The organism is Pelagibacterium sediminicola (genome assembly GCF_003390885.1).
In the GTDB taxonomy this organism is placed as follows: Bacteria; Pseudomonadota; Alphaproteobacteria; order Rhizobiales; family Devosiaceae; genus Pelagibacterium; species Pelagibacterium sediminicola.
The window spans coordinates 84,613-99,194 of sequence record NZ_QMEL01000006.1 but is presented as its reverse complement, the minus strand read 5'-3'; the positions used below and the strand labels follow the sequence as shown (position 1 = coordinate 99,194).

Here is a 14,582-nt window from a genome sequence, read left to right as displayed (position 1 = left end):
CGTGGGAGAAGGTGGCCGGAGCGAAGCGGAGGTCGGATGAGGGGGCTGCGGTGCCAGCAGGATTGGTTAGGTCCACCCTACTTCGCCGCCTTGCTCAGCGCCTTGGCCTGTTCGACCCATTGTTCGCGGTCGATGCGGCCGCGCAGGGTCAGGTGGGTGTCGAGTTCGGTGATTCTCTTTCTCGACCACCTGGCGATCTGGGCGTAGCGGTAAACGCCGTGGGAGTTGAGCCCGGCTTCGATGCGGGGGCCGATGCCGCGGATCTTCTTGAGATCGTCAGGCAAGGGCTGCGATTTGGGGGCTTTTGGCGCGGGAGCGGGCTTTTTGGCCGCTGGTTTTTTGCGAGCAGTCCCGGCCGGGACGGGCTTGGCGGCGGGCGGCGTTTCAGCCGCCGGAATGCTGGTGACAGGCGCGCGGACCGGGGCTGGTTCGACAGGCAGGGGCGTGGCCTGTGGAGCCGGGGCGGCGGGCGCGCTTCGACCTGAAAACCGGCGGGCGAAGTAGCCGACGACGCAGCCGAGCAGGAACGCCACGAGCAGCAACAGCGCGCTTTCGATGATATGGGGGGTCGCGTTCATCAGTGCGTGCCCTCCTTGCCCTCGCCTTCGACCTGGCTATACCAGCCCGTGGCAATGCCGATCACGGCCGCGATCAAAAGGAACGGCCAATAGGTCTGCAACAGGTAAAAAATCGCGCTGACGGACATTTTCGAGCCCCTTCCCAATCAGGTTTTCAATACAGGCAATCCGGCGCATAACGCAAGCCACGGCCCCGATTTACGGGAGCGGCTGGGCGATATCCTCGAACGCAAAGACGATGCGCCGGTTCTGCCGCTTGCCGTCCGCCGTGGTGTTGGACGCCACCGGCAGGCTAGCGCCATAGCCCACGGCATAAAGCCGGGCTGGATCGACGCCCAGCCCGATCAGCGCATCGACCACGGCTTCGGCGCGATGGATCGAAAGGGCGAGATTGGCCTCGGCCGTGCCGTCGGCATCGGTGTGGCCTTCGACATAGACCGGCGCATCGGGACAGATCGCGAGGCGTTCGGTCAAACCGGGGAGCAGGTCGAGCGAGGCGGGCGTCGGCGCCGTTCCTCCCGAGGGGAAAAGGATCGCCTTGCCGTTCATATAGGCGGCGACCTCATCGCGGCACACAGCGACGGCGCTGGGCGCGCGGATGAGCGTGTTCCACGAAACGCCGGGCGTCTCGGCCTCCAGCGCCGCAATGGCGGCGGTGCTGACAGCGTCGGTCGATGCGTTGCCGCTCAACAGCCATTGCCCGTCGCGCAGCACGATCTGGCCGGTCTGGAAGCTGGCGAGCGCGTGAAGACCGGCCATCGCCGTTTCCGCAAACCCTTCCGGCGCGGCGGGATTCATCGTGAAACGCCCAATGTTTACAGATAATTCCTCAAGCGCCAGCATGGCTTGCAGGACGGACGCGGGCGCATTGCCCTTGAGCGTTATCGTGCCATCGGCGCCTTTGACGGCCTGGAACGTATAGTCCGGCACGGCGAGCGCGGCTGTATCGGCGGCAGGCTCCGGGGTGGCTGGGGGATCGATCGGCGTTTCGGGCAGGGCGATGCCGGGCGATGTTTCCGCCGGTTCGGTATCGTTCTCCTCGATGTCCTTCTCGGGGGCAGCGATGGTGGCATCGCTTCCGGTTTCCGGCTCCCGGATCGCATCCGCAGCCGGTTCCTCGCCGGGCGCAACCTCGAGCACCTGATATTGCCCCAGTGCGGGAGCGTTAACGCACAGGGCCAGCGCGCAAAACAGACCGGCGGCGGAAAGGACGGGCTTGAGGTTCTGGCTGGACGGCATGGCTGTCTCGAAATGAAGGCGAAAGGACGGGCGGCGATTCGGTGTGGATTGTATCATCATGAGGCGCGCGGCGGGTGCTGCTGCTGGACCCCGGGAATAAATCCCGGGGTGACAGGGGGAGGAAGACCCGGAAAACAGCAACCATCTGCCATGTCATTGTCGGAATCCAGCGCGGTGGCATCGGTTCTTTCGGCCCTTTCCCGCTTGAGACAGGGCTATCGCATATGCTTCGGCTTTCGCCGAATCCCCCCTCCCCTTTCTGCGCTCGCAAGGGTCCACTGGACCCTTGCGTTCCGGCGTTGCCGGAACCGCTTGAAAGTCCCCCACAAGGGGGGAGGTGCTGGCCTTGTGCGTATGGAGACAGCCAAGCAAAGGAAACACCCTCCCCTTGATGGGGAGGGCTGGGGAGGGGTGCAGCGATGCTTCCGAAAACGCTGCGTTTCCAGCAGCCTCCGCTCCCCCCACCCTCAATCCCTCCCCTCAAGGGGGAGGGAAGCGATGGAGCGGGAGCTTTCGTGCCTGCCGCGTGGACGAAATGGCTGGACATAAAAAAGAAAGGCCCGGCAGAGCCGGGCCTTTCCCAAAAGATCGCGTAACGCGAAGCCTGATTAGAAGGACTTCTTGGCGTTGAACTTGACCTTGTAAGCACCGAGAGCGTTGGCTTCGAGGCCGACACCGGTCTCGAACCCGCCACCGGGCTTGTAGGTGAGGCCGAGGTCGACATAGGCGACCGGATCGTTGGCAGCCGGGATGGTGCCACCGCCGTACGCACCGACAGCAGCCGAAGCTTCGATGCCTTCGGCAACCGCAGCAACGACCTGCAGGGCAGCCTGCCAGCCTTCGTCGTTGGCAGCAGCGGTGTTCGGATCAAAGTAGCGGAAGCCAGCGTTGATCTTGACGGTTTCGGTGGCCTGGAAGCCAACCGAAGCGCCGAGGCCAAGCTCGTTAACGCCAGCGGTGTTCAGGAACTCAGCCGAGGCAGCGAGCGTGAACATATCGAACGCAGCTTCGCCGGAAAGCAGAGCATTCCAGTCACCGGTGTCGTCGAGCGCCAGAGCACCACGAACCTTGAAGTTATCAAAGTTGAAGGTTGCGCCGGTGTGGAGACCCCAGGTGGTCGCGCCAGCGCCGAGGATGTTGCCAGCGACGACAGTCGCGTGTGCATTGCCCCATCCACCGTTGGCTTCAACGAAGCCAACGAACGAACCGGTAGGCGTATCAAGCTTTTCGAGAGCAGCACCGACCGAGACGCCATCGGCGACTTCGGAAACGACCTGGATGACGTGACCGCCACGCGCCGGGAAGGCGTTGGTGAGAACACCGTCCTCGACCTGCGACGAGTTCGCCAGGCCGAGGTAGTTGAACGGCTCATCGTTACCAAGCTTGGCAATCGTACCCTTCTTACCGGCCATCAGGACGGTGGTGTCGCCGAACGAAACATAGGCTTCATTGACGTGAAGATCGTTCGCAAGACTCCAGTCCCCAGCGGCCTCGCGAGTACCGTTGATATAGCCTTCACGGTGACGAAGGGAAATGACGGCCTTGGCGGCGCCGGCATCAGTCTGGGTGGTGGCTTCGAACTTCAGGATGGCCAGTGCGCGCGAACGCCAATCGGCAGCACCGTCGCTGTTGTCGATGGTGCGGGCAGCAGTGCCGCCGGCCCAAGTATAGGCGGGACCGCCAGTGTAATCGCCCCACTGGAAGTTATAGGACACTTCGCCCGAGATCTTCAGGCAGGTGTCGGAAGAAGCAATGGTCAGACCGGTGATGCCGTAGGCATCGCACACGTCGAGCGAAACGAAGCTCGAACGCGGATCAGCAGCAAGAGCGCCCGAGGTGAGGGCGAGAGCTGCTGCAGAACCCAGAAAAAGGCTCTTGAGTTTCATAATTGACCTCCAAAGTCAGTCATTCAGTTTGCCGGGGTTTCCGGCGGTTTGTCGAAACGCGACTACAATTGTTATTGTGTCGTGTGTTGCCGTCGCGCTGCGACCGACAAACGATCCCATGCATGGACTCGCAAGCGCCACTCTACCGACCCGCGCGCCGTTCGCAACAACCCATACGGCGTTCAACAGGGGTTCGGGCAGGGTTGCGGGCGAGTTGTTGCAAATTGACCACACAAAAAGAAACGCCTTGTTAAGACTTGGGTTGAGGGGCGGCAAACCGGGCATCGGGGCGACATCTGGGGGTGGTTATCGAGGCGGGCCGATTGCCCGTTCGCTTCCGGGCGGGATCGATGTATGCAGGGGACCGGCAACGCAAAATGGCCATAAAGCTGCTGTGTAGCCGCTCCCTACCGGCACGATGCAGGAGATAGACATTATGCCCATGCGCCGGCCACGCGCCCTCAGCCTTGCCCTACTGGCCTGCGCCCTGCCCTCGGCTGCATTTTCGCAAGAAGCGGACGAGGAGGTCGGGCAGTTGCTGACCGATCTCGATGCGATGATCATCGGTACGCAGGTGACGACGCGGTGCGCGCTTTACGATTCGAGCCTTGCTTATCTCACCCCGCTCGAAGCGGCGGCCGTCGAGATTCGCAGGCGCGAGGTGGAAACCGTGCTGGCCGGTGCCGTCGAGGACCTGCCCGACGAGATTTCGGTGATGCGGGACGAAGCCAACGCCATTGCCTGCGGCGCGCCGGGGCTGGAGCCGTTCCTCGATTTCAACAGGCAGATCGCGCGGGATGTGACCGACATCGCGCTGATCGCGTGGCAAAGCATCGAGATCGATCGCTGCGCGTATTTCGCCGATGACGAGTTCATGGCGGCGGTCGAACGGGCCAAGGCGACGGAGCCTACAGCCACCGGCGCGGAGCCGGAACGGGCCGCCTATCTCAACGAGACGGCACAGGCCTGGGTGACGCTATTCAACGAAAACTGCTTCAACCTCGGCTTTGAGCCGACGCAAACCCTGCCGGGCCTCATCGCGCTGGCGCTGCCGATCGATTAGGGGTGGAAGAACTGGGGACGACGGCGGGGGCTGACGCCATATGCTTCGGCTTGCGCCGAATCCCCTTTCGGCGCTCGCAAGGGTCCACTGGACTCTTGCGTTCCGGCGTTGCCGGAACCGCCTGAAAGTCCCCCCTTGTGCAGGGCTATCGCATATGGATTTGTGCTTGTGGCCTCACCCCTCCCCGGCCCTCCCCATCAAGGGGAGGGTGCTTTCTTTTCCTGGGCGCCCCCATACGCACAAGGCCAACACCTCCCCCCTTATGGGGGACTTGCAAGCGGTTCCGGCATCGCCGGAACGCAAGGGTCCAGTGGACCCTTGCGAGCGCAGCAAGGGGAGGGGGGATTCGGCGCAAGCCGAAGCATCGATGCCCAAGCCGTCACATAGCAGGGCGCGCGGCCCATACGCACAAGGCGAGCAGACGGACAAAAATCGGGAATGGCGCCGGGAGGGTGCACTTTCCTCTTTGCGGGCCGCAAAGTTTGCGATATGACCCAGCCTGCATTGCAGGATGTTCCGTCAAGGGGTGTCCGAACGGATGGGGCTGTAGCTCAGTTGGGAGAGCGCGTCGTTCGCAATGACGAGGTCAGCGGTTCGATCCCGCTCAGCTCCACCATTTTTTTCTCTCACGCGCCGCACCGTTCGCCGCATGACGCGCTAAAGCCGCGCTATGCGGCTCTCTGGCGCTCCGAGGGGGCGCGGCAAAATGGGCGTTGCCGGGGGCCGGTTGTCGCGGTAGTTGAAGCGTATGTCTTCAACGATGCGCGCATTGATCAGGGAAATTGGCGCGGCGTTTGCCGTGCTCTCGATCTATGTGCTGACGCTGCTGATGCCGCTCCATCAGGCTGCCGCCACCCAGCGCGGCTTTGCCGAGTTGGGGTACGAGACGGCGGGGATATGGTCGATCTGCACGGCCACGGCCGATGCGCAGAGCGATTCGGAAACGCCGACCGCTGCCAAATGTCCCATGGCGGGTACCGGCAAGAAGGATCTGGCGCTGGCCATGCTGCCCGCAGCAGCGCCGGTCCGGCTCGGGCCGGCGGTGGACGCCGCCCGTTTCGGTACGCTGCCGGTTCCGCCCTCCAGCACCTATTATACGGACGCCTATCCGCGCGCGCCGCCAGCCCTGGCCTGATTTTCACGAACGCGGCGAGCGTGCCGCATAAAAATCAGATTCAATTTGCTGGAGACACATCATGATCCGCACTCTTTCGCGCGCAGCCCTTGCCGCTGCCAGCCTGCTCGTTCTTGCCGCCCCTGCCCTGTCCCATGACGGGCACGATCATGGCGAGGCGGGACCGGTCGTCGTGGGCGACCTTGAAATCTCGGGGGCGTTCACGCGGGCCACCCTGCCAAGCCAGCCGGCGGGGGGCGGCTATCTCGTCATCACCAATACCGGCGATGAGGACGACCGGCTGCTCGATGGCGCCGCCAGCTTTGCAGGCGACGTGCAGGTGCACGAGATGGCCGTCGTCAACGACGTGATGAACATGCGCGAACTGGCCGATGGCCTTGCTATTCCGGCCGGGGAAACCGTTACACTCCAGCCGGGCGGCTATCACCTGATGTTCATGGGGCTGTCCGAGCCGCTGGTCGAAGGTGAAACCGTGACCGTGACGCTCGAATTCGAGCGGGCGGGCGAGGTCGAGGTCTCGTTTGCCATTGCAGCGGCAGGTGCGCGCGGCGCTCCCGACGATCACCCCGCCCATGGCGGGCATGGCGAACATGAGGACGCCGCGCACACCCATTGATCCTGGAGCTTTTCAGGTTCGATGGAAATGGCCTTGCACGCTCCCCTCGCTTTTCCGGCGAAAGCCGGAAACCAGATGGACTCCGGCTTTCGCCGGAGAAGCAAAGGGGGGCGACTCCACCAAAGCCGGAATAACCCCAGGAAGTGTAGACACTTGCTAAGGCACGAAGAACTCGGCGTGCGCCTCTGCAATTCCGGGGAGTGAATGGAGCACTTCGGTGAGGTGGAGGCGCATGGCCGCTTCGGCGGCGTCGCCCGAGCCGGCCTCGATGGCATCGACGATGGCCGTGTGCTGACTGACGATGGTTTCGACCGGGGTGGCATTGGCGAGCGAGAGGAAGCGCACGCGGTCCATCTGGACTTTCAGGTCCTCGGCGACGCGCCAGGCATTTTCGCACTCGACGATCCGCGAGATCATCTGGTGGAAACTGTCGTCAAGGGCGAGGAAATGGGCCTGCTCGGGGTGATCCCCGGCGGCGGCCTGCCGGTCGACCAGTTCGCGCAATGCCTTCACATCCTCGGGCATGGCCATTTCGGCGGCGCGACGGACGACAGCGACCTCGATCGCCTCGCGGATGAAACGCGCATTCTCCACTTCCTTGCGGGAAATGAGCAGCACCTGCGTGCCACGCTGGGGGCGGATTTCGACGAGACCCAGTTCGGCCAGCTTGATGAACGCCTCGCGTACGGGCTGGCGCGAAACGCCCAGTTGGCGGGCGATCTCGGCTTCGGACAGCAAATGGCCGGGCTTGAAGCGGGCACGCACGATGGCCTGCCGGAGCGCCTGGTAAACGCGGTAGCCGATGGTCGCCCGGCGCGAGCTGACGCCGTTATCGGCCAGCAGCGCCAGCTCGAATTCCTCAACCATGCCAATATCTTCGCTTTGCGTTTCCGCCATGACACTCCCGCCTGAACCTGTGCCGCCCTGCCCTTGCGGCCCGCCGAGTAAGGACTATGAGGGGCGGGGCAAGTCAAGCGATTGACTTCTACCGTACTACCATACTAGTATTGGGAAGTCACGCCGGCCATTTTCCCTGTGGCCGGAACGTCAGGGAGGACATCGATGACATTTCACCGCTTCACCGGGCTGCTTCTCGCGGCCACCGCCAGCTTCACCATCGCCACGGCCGCCAATGCGCAGGATTATACACTGAGCGTCAACACGGCATTGGCAACCAATGATCCGCTCTATGCGGGGCTCGAATCTTTTGTCGAGAAGGTCGCCGAGCGTTCGGACGGGCGCCTCGAAGTAAGGCTTTTCCCCAACTCGCAACTCGGCCCCGATGAGGATGTGCTCGAGCAGGCCCGCGCGGGCGCTCCCGTCGCGGTCGTCGTCGATGGGGGGCGCCTTGCCGTGTTCGTCAATGAATTCGGCATTCTGGGCGCACCCTATCTCGCGCAGGGTTATGACGGCATTCGCAAAGTCGTGACCTCGGACATCTTCGAGGAATGGGTCGACATGCTTCGCGAAGCTTCGGGCCACCAGGTCCTGTCGTTCAACTGGTGGCAGGGCGAGCGTCACGTGGTCACCAAGAAGGCCATCAAGACGCCTGCCGATCTGGCGGGCCAGCGCCTGCGCACCCCGGGCGCGCCCGTATGGCTCGAGACCGTCGCCGCAATGGGCGCGGTGCCCACGCCCATGCCGTTTGCCGAAGTCTACAGCGCAATCCAGCAGAACGTCATCGAGGGGACCGAAGTGCAGCTTCCCGCCCTTGTCGGGGCAAATCTGCAGGAAGTGATCACGCATGTGACCATGACCGGCCACATCAACCTCATCACCGGCCTGGTGACCAGCGCTTCGTGGTTCGATACGCTGCCTGAAGACCTTCAGGTCATCCTGCGTGAAGAGGCCCTCGCCGCCGGTGATGTCGCTTCCTACGGCACGGCCGATGCGTTGGCCGGGATCGAGGCGGACCTCGTCGCGGCAGGTGTTTCCGTCGATCATATCGACATCACACCCTTCGTTGAAGCAACGTCCGGGGTCTACGATTCGCTGGGCTATAGCGGCCTGCGCGTGCTTATCGAAGATATCGTGGGCGAATAAGGCATCCTCCATTCGCCCGTCCGGCCTCCGGGGCTCGTTCCCGGAGGCGGCCTTCCTTTCCCTGGAGGCACGTTTATGCTCAAAAGACTCGAGCAGATCGAATTTGCCATCGCCGGTGGCCTGCTTGCCCTGATCACCGGGTTGGTTTTCATCGCCGCGATCATGCGTTTTTTCGGCCACCCGCTGATCTGGTCCATGGACATGGCGCAGCTTTTGTTCATCTGGCTATGTTTTTTCGGCGCGACCCGCGCGGTGCGGGAAAAAGGGCATCTGGGCGTCGACGCGCTCATACGACATTTTCCCCATACGTGGCGTCTCGTGATCGAGACGGTCATCACCGTCATCATCATCGCTTTTCTCATCGCGCTGACCAAGGAAGGCGCAAACCTCACGATGCTCAATCGGCAACGCGTCTATGGCGACAGCGGCATTTCCTATGGATTTGTCACGGTCGCGGTGCCGTTCGGCTGTCTGCTTCTTTCAGGTTCGCTGATCTACAATGTGATCGACGCATGGCGCCGGCGTGACGGCAAGACGCTCATCTATTCCCGCCCGGATTTCGATGGTCCGGCAAGGTCCGAGGTCTGAGCCATGTGGCTGATTGGTGGCGTCTTCTTCATTCTGCTGTTCATCGGCGCACCCGCCGCATTCGCGATCGGTATCGCAGGGTTCGTGTTCTTCATGACCTCCGACATCATGCCGCTCTCGATCGGCGTGCAGCGTATCGCGACGATGAGCCAGAGCTTTCCCCTGCTGGCAGTTCCATTTTTCGTTTTGACCGGGCACTTGATGAATGCAAGCGGGATTACCGAACGCCTGTTCAAGTTCGCCAATGTCGCCGTCTCCTGGATGGCCGGGGGACTGGCGCAGGTTTCGGTCATTCTCTCGGCATTGATGGGCGGCGTTTCGGGCTCCGCCGTCGCGGAAGCGGCCATGGAAGCGCGTATCCTCGGGCCGTCCATGCTCAAGGAGGGCTATTCAAAGGGGTTTTCGGCTTCGGTCATAGCGGTGACATCGCTGATCACAGCCACCCTGCCCCCGGCGATCGGGCTCATTCTCTACGGTTATGTGGGCAACGTTTCGGTCGGGCGGCTGTTCATGGCGGGTATCATCCCCGGCATTTTGATGATGCTGGCGCTGATGGTCACGACCTACCTCATCGCAAAGAAGCGCAATTACCGCGCCGCCGACACGCGCCTGCCCACCGCGCGCGAGTTTTTCTCGGCCATGTGGGACGCCAAATGGGCCCTGCTTTTCCCGATACTTCTCGTATTCTCGATCCGCGGTGGATTGTTCACCCCCTCTGAAGTTGGCGCGGCGGCGGTCGTTTATGCCCTGGCGGTCGGCTTTTTTGCCCACCACGAACTGAACTGGGACAAAATCGTCACCGCGTTCAATCACGCGGTATCCGACATCGGCATGATCATGCTTATTATCCTGATGTCGGGCATGATCGGTTTCGCCATTACGTTCCTGCAAGTACCTCAACAGGTTTCGGGCGTCATCCTGGGCGGCATCAGTGAACCCGCGCTCATCGTCATGACAATTCTGGCGATCCTGTTCGTCATGGGGCTGTTCGTCGAGTCGACGGTCATGGTCCTGCTGCTCACGCCGATTTTCGTACCTATTGTCACGTCCGTGGGCGTCGATCCTGTACATTTCGGCATCCTGATGATGACCATTGTCACGCTGGGCGGAATGACTCCCCCGGTCGGGGTCGCAATGTTTGCGGTGTGCAGCCTGCTCAATTGCCGGATCGACGACTACGCAAAAGAAGTCATGCCTTTTATTGCGACTGCCGTAATTCTCGTTCTGGTCCTGTTGTTCCTGCCTGACCTGGTGCTGTTCCTGCCCCGGCTGGTGTTTTAATCTGGAGGCATCAAGTTATGCGGCAGACCTGGCGCTGGTTCGGGCCCAAGGACGTGACGAGAATAGAGGACGTTATGCAGGCGGGTGCCGAGGGCGTGGTGTCGGCCCTGCACCATGTCCCCTATGGCGAAGTCTGGACACCGCAGGAGATCGCGCGGCGGCAGGCGGAGATAGCCCACACCGGCTCCGGCGCGCCGTCCGGCATGGCCTGGGAGGTGGTCGAAAGCCTTCCCGTCTCGGAAGACATCAAGAAGCGGACCGGCGACTGGCGAAATCATGTGGCCAATTACAGGATCAGCCTCGAAAACATCGCGGCGGCGGGTATCGAGACGGTCTGCTACAATTTCATGCCGGTACTGGACTGGACGCGCACGGACCTTGCCTTTCGCGTTGCCCATGGCGGCACCTGCATGCGGTTCGATTTCATCGATTTTGCCGCGTTCGATATCCACATCCTCAAGCGCAAGGAGGCCGCGTCGGAATTTCCGGACGAGATCGTTGCCGGGGCTGAAGAGCGGTTCCATCAGATGAGCGAGGCGCAGCGGCTTGCGCTGACGCAAAACGTCATGTTCGGGCTGCCGGGCGATGCAACGCGCCTGACGCTGGAAAAAGTGAGGGAGCATCTGGCGGAATACGGGCATATTTCGCCCGACCGGTTGCGCGGCCATCTGATCGATTTTCTCTCGGAAGTCGTACCCGTCGCCGAACGGCTGGGGCTGCGCCTCTGCTGCCACCCCGACGATCCACCCTATGGGCTGATGGGCCTGCCGCGCGTCATGTCGACGGAAGCCGATTACGTGCGTATCCTCGAGGCCGTGGACAGCCCGGCGAGCGGGATCACGCTGTGCTCGGGCTCGCTCGGCGCGCGGGCGGACAACGATCTGCCGGGGATGATGGAGCGGCTGGGGCCGCGGGTGCATTTCCTGCATCTGCGCAATGTGACACGCGAGACCGATGCCGTATTCGGATCGTTCTATGAAGACGAGCACCTTGACGGGAATACCGACATGATCGCGCTGATTGCCGCCATCATCCGCGAGGAAGCGCGGCGCAAGGCCGAGGGCCGCGCCGACCACCAGATTCCGATGCGGCCCGACCACGGACAGGACATCATCGATGACCTCCACCGCAAGGCGCAGCCGGGCTACCCGACCATCGGGCGGCTCAAGGGGCTAGCCGAGTTGCGAGGCGTGATGCGGACACTCGAACACTCCGTTTATGGCCTTGCACGATGAGCGGGGTACCCTTCCTCGATCCCGACCGGCTGTTTCCCGCCGAACCACACGTGCGCGGGCTGGCGCGTGAGCTTTACGAGGGCGTCAAGGACCTGCCGATCGTTTCCCCGCACGGGCATACCGATCCGTCATGGTTTGCGCAGGATACGGCGTTCGCCGACCCCGCGAGCCTATTCCTCACGCCCGATCATTACGTGTTGCGGATGCTGCATAGCGCGGGAATTTCCTACGACCAGCTGGGGGTTCTCCGCAAGGATGGCACGCCGGTGGCAGAGGGACGGGAGGCGTGGCGACTCTTTTGTTCCCACTGGCATCTGTTCGAGGGCACACCCTCAAAGCTCTGGATCGAGCATTCGCTGGAGATGTTCTTTGGCATCTCCGAGCCGCTTTCGGCGGAAACGGCGGACAGCATCTACGACGTTATCGATGCGGGGCTGAAAACCCCGGCGCTGCGGCCCATGGCGGTGCTCGACCGCGCGGGGGTGGAAGTCATCGCAACGACCGAATTCGCGCTCGACACGCTCGAACACCACCGCGTGCTCAAGGAAAAGGGGCTCATCGGGCGCATCCGCACCACCTACCGACCCGATGATGTGACCGACCCCGAATTGCCCGGCTTTGCCGCCAATCTGGCGCGCTTTGGCGAAATGACCGGCGAGGACACGAGCCGATGGGATGGAATGATCCGGGCGCATGGCGTGCGTCGCGCCTTTTTCCGCGAATACGGAGCCACCGCAACCGATCATGGCGTGCCTTCGGCGCGGACGGTGGACCTTGTAGCCCACGAAAAGCAGGCACTGCTCGACAAGGCGCTGAGCGGGGCGATCGGCACGGAGGAAGCCGGGCAGTTCCGCGCGCAGATGCTGACGGAGATGGCGGCGCTGTCAGCCCAGGACGGCATGGTGATGCAACTGCATGCCGGTGTCCGGCGCAGCACCGACCCGGCGCTGCTGGCCGAATACGGCCCCAACCTTGGCGCCGATATCCCGTGCCGGACCGATTTCGTCGACGGATTGGCGCCCCTGCTGGCACGTTTCGGGAATGCGGAGAAATTCCGGCTGATTCTCTTTACGCTCGACGAATCGACCTATGCGCGCGAACTTGCGCCGCTTGCGGGATACTGGCCCTCGGTGATGATCGGGCCGCCCTGGTGGTTCCACGACAGCCCCAACGGGATCAGGCGCTATCTCGACGCCGTGCACGAAACCGCCGGTTTTCATAACCTTGCGGGCTTCAATGACGATACCCGCGCGCTGCTCTCCATCCCCGCGCGGCACGATGTCTGGCGGCGCGAGGTGTGCCGGTTCCTCGCACACCTTGCCAGCGAGCACCGGATTTCGCATAGCCATGCCAGAGAGATCGCTGCATATATGTGCCACGGTGCAGCCAGGAAGGCATACAATCTGAAATGACACGACTTTCCAGTCTTGAAGGGTTGTCGGGCAAGGCCACCCTGCCCGCCTATACGCCGCAGGCGCACGGGACGGGTATCGTGCATCTGGGCCCCGGCGGTTTCATGCGCTCGCATATCGCCGTTTATACCGACGATGCGCTGGCTGCACAGGGCGGCAACTGGCGGATCATGGGCGTGAGCCTGCGTTCGGCGGGTGTTGCCGAACAGCTCAACCCCCAGGACGGGCTTTATACGCTGGTGGAGCGCGCGCCCGGCAACCCGGTCATGCGGATCGTTGGGTCGGTCGCCGGGGTCATCCTCGCCCCGAAGGAACATGAGCGGCTGATGGCACTGCTCGCGGCGCCGGAAACGCGGATCGTGAGCCTTACCATCACCGAAAAGGGTTATGGGGCGGACGATCCCGCCATCGCAGCCGATCTGGCCGATGGTCTTGCCCGGCCAGCGAGCGCGGCAGGGCTCATAACGGCGGCGCTGCGGGCGCGCCGGGAAAGCGGCGTCGGCCCCTTCACGGTGCTCAGTTGCGACAATCTTCCCCACAACGGGGCGGTGATCCGCACGCTGGTTATGGACATGGCGCAACGGGTTGACCCGGCGCTGGCGCAATGGATTGCCGAAACCGTCACCTTCCCCTCGACCATGGTGGACCGCATCACGCCGGTGACACGCGAGGAAACCTTTGCCGATGTCGCCCGCACGCTCGGCGTCGAGGACAAGGCGGCGACCGAGGCCGAACCGTTCATCCAATGGGTGGTGGAGGACGCGTTCTGCGCCGGGCGGCCCGACTGGGAAGCGGGCGGGGCGCTGTTCGTGGACGATGTGGGCCCGTTCGAGCTGATGAAACTGAGGATGCTCAACGGCACCCATTCGCTGCTCGCCTATACGGGGTTCCTGCTCGGGCACCGCTATGTGCGCGACGTGATGGCCGACCCCGATCTCGAAGCGCTGGTGCGCAGGCATGTGCATGCCGCCGCGGCGACCCTGCCGCCCGTGCCGGGGATAGACCTTGCCGCCTACGCCGAAGACCTCTTCGCCCGCTTCGCCAATCCGGCCATGGCCGACGAGACCTATCGCATCGCCATGGACGGCTCGCAAAAGCTGCCGCCACGCATTTTTCAGGCGGCGCTGATGGCCATGGATCGCAACCAGCCGCTTGAGCCCTTCGCCTTTGCGACAGCGTCGTGGATGGCCTATGCGCAAGGGCGAAAGCCCGATGGCGAGACCTACGCGCTGCGCGATCCACGTGAGACGGAAATAGCCCGCGCGCTTGCCTCAGCGGACGGAAGCGCTGAAGCCATTGCCGCCGCGCTTTCGGAACTGCCGGGCTTCGTGCCCGACGAGCTCCGGCACAACCCCGCCTGGTTCCACCTCGTCGTGCGCGCACTGGGCCGGTTCCTTGCCGATGATCCCCGCGTGGCCGTGAAAGCCGAACTGATATAATCCCTTAACGGCTTCAAACCTGGCGGCCCCCGGTGTAGGTTCCACTCGGGATTGCGAGGGAGGGACG

Annotated in this window: 14 protein-coding genes and 1 tRNA gene; 10 read left to right on the top strand and 5 right to left on the bottom strand. The window is 63.1% G+C overall.

Annotated elements, in window-relative coordinates:
• Positions 1–77: 77 nt before the first annotated feature.
• The 4 genes from DQG18_RS16640 to DQG18_RS11120 form a co-directional block, all read right to left on the bottom strand.
• Positions 78–578, bottom strand: coding sequence for a hypothetical protein (locus DQG18_RS16640; RefSeq protein WP_116654339.1), 501 nt, complete (start codon positions 576–578; stop codon positions 78–80).
• Complete coding sequence (locus tag DQG18_RS16635; RefSeq protein WP_281270412.1) at positions 578–706, bottom strand: hypothetical protein; 129 nt, start codon at positions 704–706, stop codon at positions 578–580. The genes DQG18_RS16640 and DQG18_RS16635 overlap by 1 nt, the downstream gene beginning before the upstream one ends.
• 70 nt (positions 707–776) lie before the next feature.
• A complete protein-coding gene (locus tag DQG18_RS11125; protein WP_157970111.1) occupies positions 777–1,817 on the bottom strand; it encodes an OmpA family protein in 1,041 nt (346 codons plus the stop codon).
• 608 nt (positions 1,818–2,425) lie between these two features.
• The gene (locus DQG18_RS11120; protein WP_116654337.1) at positions 2,426–3,703 is read right to left on the bottom strand and encodes a porin; all 1,278 of its coding nucleotides are present in this window, start codon (positions 3,701–3,703) and stop codon (positions 2,426–2,428) included.
• Positions 3,704–4,145: 442 nt separating this feature from the next.
• Between DQG18_RS11120 and DQG18_RS11115 the strand changes: the two genes are divergently transcribed.
• The 4 genes from DQG18_RS11115 (at position 4,146) to DQG18_RS11100 (ending at position 6,517) form a co-directional block, all read left to right on the top strand.
• The gene (locus DQG18_RS11115; protein WP_116654336.1) at positions 4,146–4,766 is read left to right on the top strand and encodes a hypothetical protein; all 621 of its coding nucleotides are present in this window, start codon (positions 4,146–4,148) and stop codon (positions 4,764–4,766) included.
• 540 nt (positions 4,767–5,306) lie between these two features.
• Positions 5,307–5,382 (top strand) — tRNA-Ala (locus DQG18_RS11110).
• A gap of 153 nt (positions 5,383–5,535) precedes the next feature.
• On the top strand, positions 5,536–5,901 hold the full coding sequence (locus DQG18_RS11105) for a hypothetical protein (RefSeq protein WP_157970110.1): 366 nt from the start codon (positions 5,536–5,538) through the stop codon (positions 5,899–5,901).
• 61 nt (positions 5,902–5,962) lie between these two features.
• Positions 5,963–6,517, top strand: coding sequence for a copper chaperone PCu(A)C (locus tag DQG18_RS11100; RefSeq protein WP_116654334.1), 555 nt, complete (start codon positions 5,963–5,965; stop codon positions 6,515–6,517).
• Between the two features lie 156 nt (positions 6,518–6,673).
• Here the strand turns inward: DQG18_RS11100 and DQG18_RS11095 are convergent, their stop codons facing one another.
• Positions 6,674–7,384 (bottom strand): GntR family transcriptional regulator, encoded by a 711-nt coding sequence (locus DQG18_RS11095; protein ID WP_116654457.1) that lies wholly within the window; start codon positions 7,382–7,384, stop codon positions 6,674–6,676.
• 195 nt (positions 7,385–7,579) lie between these two features.
• Here DQG18_RS11095 and DQG18_RS11090 point away from each other — a divergent pair, with 195 nt between their 5' ends.
• The 6 genes from DQG18_RS11090 (at position 7,580) to DQG18_RS11065 (ending at position 14,515) form a co-directional block, all read left to right on the top strand.
• Entirely contained in the window at positions 7,580–8,560 is a 981-nt protein-coding gene (locus tag DQG18_RS11090) for a C4-dicarboxylate TRAP transporter substrate-binding protein (RefSeq protein WP_116654333.1), read from the top strand.
• 75 nt (positions 8,561–8,635) lie between these two features.
• A complete protein-coding gene (locus DQG18_RS11085) occupies positions 8,636–9,148 on the top strand; it encodes a TRAP transporter small permease (protein ID WP_116654332.1) in 513 nt (170 codons plus the stop codon).
• Between the two features lie 3 nt (positions 9,149–9,151).
• Entirely contained in the window at positions 9,152–10,429 is a 1,278-nt protein-coding gene (locus DQG18_RS11080; RefSeq protein WP_116654331.1) for a TRAP transporter large permease, read from the top strand.
• Between the two features lie 17 nt (positions 10,430–10,446).
• Positions 10,447–11,664, top strand: coding sequence for a mannonate dehydratase (gene uxuA, locus DQG18_RS11075; RefSeq protein WP_116654330.1), 1,218 nt, complete (start codon positions 10,447–10,449; stop codon positions 11,662–11,664).
• Complete coding sequence (gene uxaC / locus DQG18_RS11070) at positions 11,661–13,076, top strand: glucuronate isomerase (protein ID WP_116654329.1); 1,416 nt, start codon at positions 11,661–11,663, stop codon at positions 13,074–13,076. The genes uxuA and uxaC overlap by 4 nt, the downstream gene beginning before the upstream one ends.
• Positions 13,073–14,515: a mannitol dehydrogenase family protein gene (locus tag DQG18_RS11065; RefSeq protein ID WP_116654328.1), complete on the top strand. Its 1,443-nt coding sequence runs from the start codon at positions 13,073–13,075 to the stop codon at positions 14,513–14,515. Before uxaC ends, DQG18_RS11065 begins: the two co-directional genes overlap by 4 nt.
• The last annotated feature ends 67 nt before the right edge of the window (positions 14,516–14,582 follow it).

What these genes read in the sequence shown, in the direction of transcription:
- DQG18_RS16640 (WP_116654339.1), bottom strand. Translation starts at nt 578, where the DNA reads ATGAACGCGACCCCCCATATCATCGAAAGCGCGCTGTTGCTGCTCGTG.
- DQG18_RS16635 (WP_281270412.1), bottom strand. Translation starts at nt 706, where the DNA reads ATGTCCGTCAGCGCGATTTTTTACCTGTTGCAGACCTATTGGCCGTTC.
- DQG18_RS11125 (WP_157970111.1), bottom strand. Translation starts at nt 1,817, where the DNA reads ATGCCGTCCAGCCAGAACCTCAAGCCCGTCCTTTCCGCCGCCGGTCTG.
- DQG18_RS11120 (WP_116654337.1), bottom strand. Translation starts at nt 3,703, where the DNA reads ATGAAACTCAAGAGCCTTTTTCTGGGTTCTGCAGCAGCTCTCGCCCTC.
- DQG18_RS11115 (WP_116654336.1), top strand. Translation starts at nt 4,146, where the DNA reads ATGCGCCGGCCACGCGCCCTCAGCCTTGCCCTACTGGCCTGCGCCCTG.
- DQG18_RS11100 (WP_116654334.1), top strand. Translation starts at nt 5,963, where the DNA reads ATGATCCGCACTCTTTCGCGCGCAGCCCTTGCCGCTGCCAGCCTGCTC.
- DQG18_RS11095 (WP_116654457.1), bottom strand. Translation starts at nt 7,384, where the DNA reads ATGGTTGAGGAATTCGAGCTGGCGCTGCTGGCCGATAACGGCGTCAGC.
- DQG18_RS11090 (WP_116654333.1), top strand. Translation starts at nt 7,580, where the DNA reads ATGACATTTCACCGCTTCACCGGGCTGCTTCTCGCGGCCACCGCCAGC.
- DQG18_RS11085 (WP_116654332.1), top strand. Translation starts at nt 8,636, where the DNA reads ATGCTCAAAAGACTCGAGCAGATCGAATTTGCCATCGCCGGTGGCCTG.
- DQG18_RS11080 (WP_116654331.1), top strand. Translation starts at nt 9,152, where the DNA reads ATGTGGCTGATTGGTGGCGTCTTCTTCATTCTGCTGTTCATCGGCGCA.
- uxuA (WP_116654330.1), top strand. Translation starts at nt 10,447, where the DNA reads ATGCGGCAGACCTGGCGCTGGTTCGGGCCCAAGGACGTGACGAGAATA.
- uxaC (WP_116654329.1), top strand. Translation starts at nt 11,661, where the DNA reads ATGAGCGGGGTACCCTTCCTCGATCCCGACCGGCTGTTTCCCGCCGAA.
- DQG18_RS11065 (WP_116654328.1), top strand. Translation starts at nt 13,073, where the DNA reads ATGACACGACTTTCCAGTCTTGAAGGGTTGTCGGGCAAGGCCACCCTG.